Consider the following 9456-nt stretch of genomic DNA (forward strand, 5'->3'; position numbering starts at 1 on the left):
GACCGTCGACCGATCACAACGGTTCTTAGGCAGCCATCCGTAGGGAGCATATGGACGATGTCGACACGGAGCGCGGTGGCCCCGTCGACGACGCCGCAGCGGCGGCCCGCGCCCTCGAGCACGTGGTCGATCCGGTCGTCGCAGTTACCGAGGGAACGATCACGTACGCGAACGAGGCCGCTCGCGACGCGTTCGAACTCGGCGACGCCGACCGCGAAGCGGCGACCGCGCTCGGGACGCGCTGGACCCACCTCGCAACGGCGATCAACGAGACGACCGTCGGTACCGCCCGGCACGTCGACCTGGCGGACCACCGGGAGAGCGTCCGTATTCACCGCGGCACGAGCGGCGCGACGCTTACGTTCGAGCGCGAGGGGACGGGTACCGACGCCACTGCCGAGAGCACGGCTGACTCCCGCTCGGGCGCGAGCGATCGCCTGGTGAAAGACCGCGCGCTCGAGGAGGCCCCCGTCGGGATCACCATCTCCGATCCGGACCGCGAGGACAACCCGCTGGTGTACGTCAACGAGGCCTACGAGGAGATGACCGGTTACGAATTCGACGAGGTCGTCGGCCGGAACTGTCGGTTCCTCCAGGGCGAGGACTCCGACGAGGCGGCGATCGCCGAAATGGCGGCGGCCATCGACGAGGACCGGCCCGTCACCGTCGAACTCAAGAACTACCGCAAGGACGGCACCGAGTTCTGGAACGAGGTCACGATCGCCCCCGTTCGGGACGAGGACGGCCGCGTGACCAACTACGTCGGCTTCCAGAACGACATCACCGCGCGCAAGGAGGCCGAACTCGCGCTCGAGCGACAGACCGAGGAACTCCAGTACATTCTCGATCGCGTCCAGGGGCTCATTCAGGACGTCACCGCCGTCGTCGCGGGCTCGACCGACCGGTCGGAACTCGAGCGCGAGGTCTGTGCGCGGATCGCCGCGGAGGACGCCTACGACGGGGTCTGGATCGGCGAGCGCAACCCCGCGACCGGGACGGTCGAAGTCCGCTCGAGCGTCGGCGACGGACCCGACGGCGGGACCGTCGCGACCGATACCGGCCACCCCGCCGCCGAGGCGCTCGCGACGACCGAGCCGGCCGTCGATACCGTCGACGGACTGACGCGTGCCGCGTTTCCGCTGTCGTACAACGGGATCGAGTACGGCGTGGTGACGATACGGACGGAACGACCGATCGACGACCGCGAAACAGTGATCCTCTCCGCGCTCGCCCGCGCGGTCGCCAGCGGCGTCAACGCCCGCGAGACGAGCCGCGTGCTCGCGACCGACGCCGTCGTCGCCGTCGAACTCGAGGTGACCGATCGCGCCCTCGCGCCGGTCGCCCTCTCGGCGGCGGACTGTCGTCTCGAGTACAGCCGGTCGGTTCACCGAACGGACGACGAGACGGCATCGTTGTTTACCGTTACCGGCGCGAGCGCCGACGAGATCACCGCCGCCGCCGACGACCTGGCCGACGCCGACTGTCGCATCGTCGTCGAGCGCGACGAGGAGTGTCTCGTGGAGTTGACCGGCGGGGAGGACCTCGTCGGCTGGCTCTCCGAGCGCGGCGTCCGCACGAAGGCCATCGAAGCCGAGGCCGGCCGCGCACGCGTCACGCTCGAGATTCCGCGCTCGGCGAACGTCCGTTCGGTCGTCGAGGCCGTCGAGGACCGCTACGACGGCACCGACGTCCGCTCGTTCCAGCAGCGCGAGCCCGACGGCGAGACCCGCCAGGAGTTCGCCGCCCGTCTCGAGGAGGCGCTGACCGATCGTCAGTTCGGCGCGCTGCAGCGGGCGTATCTCGGCGGCTACTTCGAGTGGCCGCGGCCGACGACCGGCGAGGAACTGGCCCAGTCGATGGGCGTCTCCCGCCCGACCTTCCACGAACACCTGCGGACGGCCGAGGCGAAACTGTGTCGAGCCTTCTTCGGGGATGCGTAGCTGCCCGCAGTGACCGTCACGGCTCGAGACCTGTAGCCGCGCCGTCGCACCGAGAACGCCCACGGACGGTCGCCGAGGTTTATATAGCTCGTCGTGGGAGACGGTGCTATGTTCGCGTTCGCAACTCCGCTGCAGATGGGCGGCGGTGGGTTCCTGTACTGGGCGATCATCTTCTTCGTCCTCGCGATCGTCGCCGCCGCCGTCGGTGCCCGCGGCGTTGCCGGGATCTCGATGGAGATCGCACGGATCTTCGTGCTGATCTTTATCATCCTCGCGGTGGTCGCGCTGTTGTTGTAATCGCCCTGGCGCCGAGCGCAACCGGAACCTCGCCGGCGGACCACTCGCCCGCCCGTCGGTCGGCTCGTACGGGCGGCCATCGCCGGTTACGGTTCCGCAGTCCTTGCCGGCGCGGCCGATCGTCCGTCTCGAGCCGTCGTCGATTCCGTCGCGCGATAAGAACCGCGACACCGCTGCCGACTACGTAACCGGTTTCGATTACAGAGTGCTGAGAACGACTAACACGATGGCGGCCGTATACAAGAACGAACGGTTACTATGACAGAACTCGGCGGATTTCAGGACAGGGTCGCCCGCATCGATCTCTCGGACGGGGAGATCGCGTACGAGTCGATCGACGACGAGGACGCAGCGAAGTACATCGGTGCGCGGGGGCTCGGGGTAAAGTACGTCTTCGACCAGGGACCGGCGGTCGATCCGCTCGGCCCCGACAACCTGTTGGCCTTTATGAACGGACCGCTGTCGGGCACGCAGGTCACGATGAGCGGTCGGATCGCCGTCTGCACGAAGTCGCCGCTGACCGGGACCGTCACCGACAGTCACCACGGCGGCTGGTCGGGGGCGCGGCTCAAGTGGGCCGGCTTCGACGGGCTATGCTTCGAGGGCGAGGCCGACGAGCCGGTCTACGCCTACGTCGAGGACGGGACCGTCGAACTGCGGGACGCCTCCCACCTCTGGGGTGTGGGGGTCCACGAGACGCGGGACCGACTCGAGGAGGAACTCGAGGGGTCGTACGGCAAGAACCTCTCGCTGATGGCGATCGGACCCGCCGGCGAGAACGGCGTCAAGTACGCCTGCATCATGAACGAGGACGACCGGGCCTCGGGACGGGGCGGCACCGGCTGCGTGATGGGGTCGAAGAACCTCAAAGCGGTCGTCGTCAAATCGACCACGAAGATGCCCAAGCCGGCCGATCCGGAGACGTTCAAGGAGGGCCACCAGCAGGCGATGCAGGCCATCCAGGAGTCGGAGGTCACCGCGCCCAACGAGGGCGGCCTCTCGATGTACGGGACGAACGTCCTGATGAACATCGGCGAGGAGATGGACGGCCTCCCGACGAAGAACGGCCAGTATACCTCGACCGAAAGCATGCGCGACGCGGAGGGCGTCGACATCGACGCCGAACGCGTCTCCGGCGAGAACGTCCGCGAAAACATCCTCGTCGACGAGCCGACCTGTCACTCCTGTCCGGTCGCCTGCAAGAAGGAAGTCGAGGTGACCGCGATGCACAAAGGCGAGGAGATGAACGTCCGGACCGAGTCCTACGAGTACGAGTCGGCGTACGCGCTCGGCCCGAACTCCGGTCACACCGACCGCGACAAGATCGCGCTCATGCTCGAGCGCTGTAACGACATGGGCGTCGACACCATCGATGCGGGGAACATGATGGCGATGGCCATGGAAATGACCGACGAGGGGAAACTCGAGGGCGTCGGCGAGTTGGAGTGGGGCGACACCGAGACCATGATCGACATGATCGAGCGGATCGCCCGCCGCGAGGACGAGTTCGCGGACCTGTTGGCCGAGGGTCCCCGCCGGGTCGCCGACCGCAAGGACGCCCACGAGAACTCGCTGGCGGTCAAGGGCCAGACCATCGCCGCCTACGACCCGCGCTGTATGAAGGGGATGGGCATCGGTTACGCCACCTCGAACCGCGGGGCCTGCCACCTGCGGGGCTACACGCCCGCCGCCGAAATCCTCGGCGTCCCCGAGAAGGTCGATCCCTACGAGTACGAGGGGAAAGGCGAACTCACCGCCCAGTTCCAGGACCTCCACGCCATCAGCGACTCGTTCGACATCTGCAAGTTCAACGCCTTCGCCGAAGGCATCGAGGAGTACGTCCTGCAGTACAACGGTATGACCGGCCGCGACGTCACCGAGGACGAACTGCTCGAGGCCGGCGAGCGGATCTACAACTTAGAACGGTACTACAACAACCTGAACGGCTTCGACGGGAGCGACGACTCGCTGCCAGCGCGCTTCCTCGAGGACGGTATCCGCGGCCAGGGTGCCAGCGAGGGCGAGTACTGCGAACTCGACGAGATGAAAGACGAGTACTACGACCACCGCGGCTGGGTCGACGGCGTCGTTCCTGACGAGAAACTCGACGAACTCGGGATCGACCTCGGGCCGGGAACGGGCGTCAGCAGCGAGGGTGGTGCGGCCGCACCGAGCGACGACTGACTCGGGCCGGCGGCGTTCGGATTTCGGCGTCCGTCTCGATTGACGGATCACGGACTGATGACTGTCGATCGTACCGTTCGAAGCGACCGTTCGGGACGGGACTATCGGTCTAATATCCAATACATATCTGGGATCAGTTATTTCTATTAACCACACATACCTCATTGCATATGGTGGTTAGCGGATTGATAGTTGGTGAATGGGTGGTTCCGATACATTATTATAATCCGATTCATATCTGCTTGTATGAGTCTGCTGAAAGAATGGAAGGGAGTGAACGGCTACATGATCAAGGACCCGGGAACGTTCTTCTCGGCGTACAACGAAACCCACGGAATCGCCTACCCGATCGCGTTCATGCTGCTCTCGTATCTCGCCGTCATGCTTCCGTTTGGGGTGCTCGTTGCGGTATTGAACATCGCGTCACCGACCGAGGCGGCGATCGGCCTGGTGCTCTTTCTCGGACTCGGCATCGTGTACTGGATTCAGGGGCTCATCGAGGCGTTGCTCGCCCACGGGTGTGCGTACCTCTTCGGTGCACGTGGCGTCTCGAAAACGCTCGAAGCGTACGCGTTCCCGACCGTCGTTCGGTACTGTTTGTGGTGGGTTCCCCTGGTGAACCTCGCGCTCGGACTATACGGCCTCTACCTACAGATCAAAGCCCTGTCGGCGTTTCATGACATTTCGACCGGGAAGGCTGCGATCGCCGCGCTCTTCCTTCCGGTAATATTCATGGTTCTTGTTACCGTCGTTATCGCAGCTATCATCGCCGCGTTCGTCCTCGATTTGGGCACACAGCCCGGCCCACGGCCGGCTATGTCCCTGCTCGGGATCGTCGTGTAGACCCGTCGGTTGTCGCTCGAGTCTCGCCGAACGCGGCTGCTGACACGGAAACGGCGCTCGAATAGCGTCGATCGGTCTTCCCCGCTCTATCAGCGACGCTCGGACCGGACCAGTGCTGGCGACGGGAGTTCGCGGCGAGACGAAGAATCAGTCGTCGGCAACGGCGTAGGTCGATCCGATGTCGGCCTCGGCGTCGGGCTTGGTCAGTTCGATCGCGACGCTGCCGTCGTCGATCGAGACGAGCACGTCGTCGAAACTCTTGGAATACTCGGTCGCGTGCTTGCCGGAGGTGTTGATCCGCACCTTCTCGTCGACCAGATCGGCCTCGGTCAACATCTCGACTTTTCGGTATGCGGTCGACATCGGAATGTCACACTCCTCGGAAACCTCCGTCGCCGTCAGGGGCTTCTCGGTCGTCGCCTCAAGGATGGCTCGACAGGCGTCGTCGTCCAGTGCGGCGAGGACCGCCTTCGGATCGGTCGATTCGTCGGTTTGCCATCCGTGTTTCCGAGCGTCGGGGTTCGTAGCGGACATCTGTTGTACCTCCTAGTATCGACCCAACCCCCTCGTAATGACTCCCAATAAATACAGGGCACTTTATATAGGGTCGCGTGTTTTGGATCGCCGGCCCCGCGTGTTTCTTCGACGGAAGAGCGACCCCGACGGCTGGTCACGGCACCCGCGGCATGGCTCTCCGCTCGCGTACCGGTCGTCGTGATCGACCCGCTCGCAGGTCTCGGGCACAGGGTTTAGGGGGCCGGCCTTCCCAGCAGTGAGTAATGGGTTCGGGGATTCGTGCGGAAGTGAAGATCGACGACCCGTCCGACTGCGTCGTCGCACAGGCCTCGGCCGAGACGAGCGGACGGGTCAACTCCGTCTCGCGGAGCATCAACCCGTCCGCGCCCGACCGCGTGACCGAGGAGTTCATGCTCGAGGCCGACAGCTATCCCGACGAGTTCGACGTCGACGCGGCGCTGTCACCGATCTTCTCCTACGGCTCGAGCGCGGTCTACCGATACGAGCGCGACCTCGACCGCGGCTGCCCCTGCGAGTGTATCGAGACACACGACTGCCCGGTAGTCGACATCCGTACGCAGGGAGCGGCGCTGTACCTGACCTTCCACGCGCCGGATATGCACGCGCTCCAGGCCATCATCGGCGACCTGCGCGAGCGCTACGCGACCCTCGACGTCCAGCGACTGCTCCAGTCCCAGCAGGACCACGACGACCGAAACCTCGTCTTCGTCGACCGGAGCACGCTGACCGATCGCCAGACCGAAGTCCTCGAGACGGCCCACCGAATGGGCTACTTCGAGCACCCCAAGCGAGCCAACGCCGGCGAAGTCGCCGCCGAACTCGGAATCACCGGGACGACGTTCACCGAACACCTCGCGGCGGCCCAGACGAAGCTACTCGACGCGATTCTCGATCACGAATAGCGGCGAGCCACCGGGCTCGGACTCGGGACGGGGTGACTCGAGCCCTATGAACGTAACGGGACCTATCGGGAACCGGAATCGAACCGCAACCCTATATATACTGGACACACAGCTATACGGTATACAGTCGAAGTTTCACGCGGCTCACCCCTGACATGAGTAGATACGAGTTCACGTGCCCGGAGTGCGGGCAGGAAATCGAGGTCAACGAATCGATGCGTGAGGCCACGCTATCACACGGCTGCCCGGTCTGTGGAGCGTCGGTCACGCCGTCGGCGTTCGTCGCGGAGCAGCAGACGAACTGATCCCGCTCCCATCGCGATCGATTCCGTTCGCGTCTCGGTCTCCGCGTCTCACTCCTCGCGGTCGATTTCCGTCCGCCGTCCGTTGAGCGTTGCCGGGGTGAGTCGGTAGAGTTCGATGTCCAGCGCGTCCTTTCCGTCGGCCCAGATCTCGAACAGCGGCCGCTTTGCATCACCGTACTGGGCGATCTCGTCGGGCGTCAGCGCCGACGGCTCGATGCTCTGGAGGGCTCCGGTCGCGATGACGCTCCGGTAGGCCGAGCCGGCTTCGTCGTACACGACGAGGCGCGCGTCGGGTTCGGACTCGAGGAACTGGCGCTTCTCGCTCTCCGGCGTCGATACCATCCGCATGTAGAACGCTCGATCGTCGTCGTCATAACCGTACGAGATCGGAATCGCATAGGGTTCGTCCGTGCGTGCGAGCGACAACACCCCCGTCTCGTGACGACTGAGGAAGTCGTCGATCTCCGCGTCGGTCATCTCGGTTTCCTGGTCGATAGCCATCGTCTGGGTGGTTCCCCAAAGGTGAAACACGATCTTTATAGTTGTCATCGACCGCGAGGACCGCCGTTGCGGTGCCATCGCGCACCGCGTCGGGCCGTCGCCGTCTCGATCACTCGCGTTCGGGTCCGTGTCGGTCGCCGCGTGCCTCGGTCCCGCTCGTCCCGATTACGACCGGGTCCCGGATCTCGAGGGCCGTCTCGAACTCGCCTTCCCGGCCCGTTCGTCGGCCGATCCGCAGCACCTGTTCCTCGTGTGCACGGCGAATCGCCGACAGGTCGCGGTCGCTTCCCCCGACTTCCGCGCCGATCTCCGTCCAGTGACCTCGGTCGACGAGGAACACTTCCCGGTCGGCGGTCGCGTGGAGGCGTTCGTGCTCCCGACGGTACCGGCCGCGTTTCGGCGCGAGCACCGCCTGTGTGCGCTCGATTAGATCGGGCAACCGGGTCGGCGGGACGCTCGCCTTGGCGGCCGTGAGCACGAGTATCTGTCCCTCGATCGGCTGGCCCGCCATCTACCCACCCGCACGCATCGCCTTCTGCGCGAACCGCTCGACGAGCGACTCGAGGGTGTCCTCGTCGCCCTCGAAGACGATCGTCACCTCGGTCAGCGTCAGCGAGGGGCCGATGGCGACCGATTCGGAAGAGAACGTCGCCGTCCAGCCGTCGCCCGCGACGGTCTCCTCAGCGACACGTTCACCGCCCAGATTCGTGAGATAGCGAACGACGAGCCGTTCGGAGATGCCGCGAAAGGAGCGCTCGATACGGGTTCCCATACCGGTCGTTGGGCACCCGAACGGATAAATTCGCGTTCATCGGTACCGCCACGCAGTGGCGCTACGCGATCGCCCGGAACAGGACCACTGTCCCGACGCCGCTACACAACGACAGCAGGATACTCTCCGTCCGCCACATGACCAGCAAGACGACGCCCGCAGCGCCCCACTCCGCGGGGCCGCCGGCCGCCAGCTCCGGCCCGAGGATCGCGATCACGATCGCACCCGGCAACACGGACAGTCCCGCCTCGAGACGCTCGCTCACCTCGATTCGGCGCAGGAGCCAGAGCCCGCCGACTTTCGTCAGTGCCGTCACGAGCGCCATCGCGAGGACGACGCCGACGACCAGCGGATCGAGCGCGAGGGCACCCTCACCCATCATGGCGGATCACCTCGACGGCGGCGGCCGCGAAGCCGCCGAGCAGGATGTACCACTGGCCGGGGACCAGTGCTGCGGCGACGATGGCGGTTGCGAGCGCGACGAGCCACGGGACGAGCGTCGACCGCCCCTCCCAGAGTTCGGTGGCGAGCGCGACGAAGACCGCAGCGAGGACGAAGTCGATGCCGTAGCTGGCCGGATCGCCGATCACGCCGCCGGCGGCCGCCCCGATGATCGTCGACGTGACCCAGAAGACCCACATCGCGATGCCGGTACCCAACAGGAACGCGCCGCGGCCGCTGCCGGACTGGAGTTCGCGCATCGTCAACGCCCAGTTCTCGTCGGCCATCACCAGGAGGCTGCCGTAGCTCCGCAGCGGCGAGAGGCGGCCGAGCCAGGGACCCAGCGCCGCGCCCATCAGCGAGTAGCGCAGGTTGATCGCGAGCGTCGCGATGACGATCGCCGCGACCGGAATCGGCTCCGCCCAGAGTTCCACGGCGATAATCTGGGCGGCACCGGCGAGTACCGTGGCGCTCATCAGCGCCGACTCGGCGACACTCAGCCCGGCCCGACGAGCGAGCATTCCGAAGGCGATCCCGTATCCGCCGACGCCGAGCGCGACCGGGAGACAGGTCAGAAAGCCGGCCCGAATCCCCGATCGGTCGAACGTGATCGTCCCGGCGCCGTCGCTCGTCGAGGCCTCACCGACCGGCGCGTCGTCCGGGTGAGCGGCAGCGCCGCCGGAATCGTACTCCGCATCGTCCCCGTCGGTTTCCGTCACGTTCGTGTCGAGTTG

At 65.7% G+C, this 9456-nt stretch carries 12 protein-coding genes; 6 read left to right on the forward strand and 6 right to left on the reverse strand.

What is annotated here, in order from left to right:
• Positions 1-50 precede the first annotated feature (50 nt).
• The 4 genes from ALTAJ2_RS11950 to ALTAJ2_RS11965 all read left to right on the forward strand — a co-directional run bounded on the left by ALTAJ2_RS11950 (position 51) and on the right by ALTAJ2_RS11965 (position 5264).
• Positions 51-1940, forward strand: coding sequence for a bacterio-opsin activator domain-containing protein (locus tag ALTAJ2_RS11950; protein ID WP_007107921.1), 1890 nt, complete (start codon positions 51-53; stop codon positions 1938-1940).
• A 108-nt stretch (positions 1941-2048) separates the two neighbouring features.
• Positions 2049-2237: a DUF1328 family protein gene (locus ALTAJ2_RS11955; protein WP_006187118.1), complete on the forward strand. Its 189-nt coding sequence runs from the start codon at positions 2049-2051 to the stop codon at positions 2235-2237.
• 258 nt (positions 2238-2495) lie between these two features.
• Positions 2496-4421 (forward strand): aldehyde ferredoxin oxidoreductase family protein, encoded by a 1926-nt coding sequence (locus ALTAJ2_RS11960; RefSeq protein WP_007107920.1) that lies wholly within the window; start codon positions 2496-2498, stop codon positions 4419-4421.
• A gap of 246 nt (positions 4422-4667) precedes the next feature.
• Positions 4668-5264 (forward strand): YIP1 family protein, encoded by a 597-nt coding sequence (locus ALTAJ2_RS11965; protein WP_007107919.1) that lies wholly within the window; start codon positions 4668-4670, stop codon positions 5262-5264.
• Between the two features lie 147 nt (positions 5265-5411).
• Here the strand turns inward: ALTAJ2_RS11965 and ALTAJ2_RS11970 are convergent, their stop codons facing one another.
• A complete protein-coding gene (locus ALTAJ2_RS11970; protein ID WP_006187115.1) occupies positions 5412-5798 on the reverse strand; it encodes a winged helix-turn-helix domain-containing protein in 387 nt (128 codons plus the stop codon).
• Between the two features lie 245 nt (positions 5799-6043).
• Between ALTAJ2_RS11970 and ALTAJ2_RS11975 the strand changes: the two genes are divergently transcribed.
• Together ALTAJ2_RS11975 and ALTAJ2_RS11980 are read left to right on the forward strand one after the other, a co-directional pair.
• Positions 6044-6703 carry a helix-turn-helix domain-containing protein gene (locus ALTAJ2_RS11975; protein ID WP_007107918.1) on the forward strand — a complete coding sequence of 220 codons (660 nt, stop codon included), beginning with the start codon at positions 6044-6046 and terminating at the stop codon, positions 6701-6703.
• Between the two features lie 155 nt (positions 6704-6858).
• Positions 6859-7008 (forward strand): DUF7560 family zinc ribbon protein, encoded by a 150-nt coding sequence (locus ALTAJ2_RS11980; protein ID WP_007107917.1) that lies wholly within the window; start codon positions 6859-6861, stop codon positions 7006-7008.
• A 48-nt stretch (positions 7009-7056) separates the two neighbouring features.
• Here ALTAJ2_RS11980 and ALTAJ2_RS11985 read toward each other — a convergent pair whose 3' ends face one another.
• From ALTAJ2_RS11985 to ALTAJ2_RS12005, 5 genes are all read right to left on the reverse strand, one after another.
• On the reverse strand, positions 7057-7509 hold the full coding sequence (locus ALTAJ2_RS11985) for a pyridoxamine 5'-phosphate oxidase family protein (RefSeq protein WP_007107916.1): 453 nt from the start codon (positions 7507-7509) through the stop codon (positions 7057-7059).
• 109 nt (positions 7510-7618) lie between these two features.
• A complete protein-coding gene (locus tag ALTAJ2_RS11990) occupies positions 7619-8020 on the reverse strand; it encodes a hypothetical protein (protein ID WP_007107915.1) in 402 nt (133 codons plus the stop codon).
• Entirely contained in the window at positions 8021-8281 is a 261-nt protein-coding gene (locus ALTAJ2_RS11995; protein ID WP_007107914.1) for a hypothetical protein, read from the reverse strand.
• 61 nt (positions 8282-8342) lie between these two features.
• On the reverse strand, positions 8343-8663 hold the full coding sequence (locus ALTAJ2_RS12000) for an AzlD family protein (RefSeq protein ID WP_081603321.1): 321 nt from the start codon (positions 8661-8663) through the stop codon (positions 8343-8345).
• A complete protein-coding gene (locus ALTAJ2_RS12005; RefSeq protein WP_193365034.1) occupies positions 8653-9441 on the reverse strand; it encodes an AzlC family ABC transporter permease in 789 nt (262 codons plus the stop codon). The genes ALTAJ2_RS12000 and ALTAJ2_RS12005 overlap by 11 nt, the downstream gene beginning before the upstream one ends.
• Between the last annotated feature and the right edge of the window lie 15 nt (positions 9442-9456).

It is taken from the genome of Natrinema altunense (genome assembly GCF_000731985.1).
In the GTDB taxonomy this organism is placed as follows: Archaea; Halobacteriota; Halobacteria; order Halobacteriales; family Natrialbaceae; genus Natrinema; species Natrinema altunense.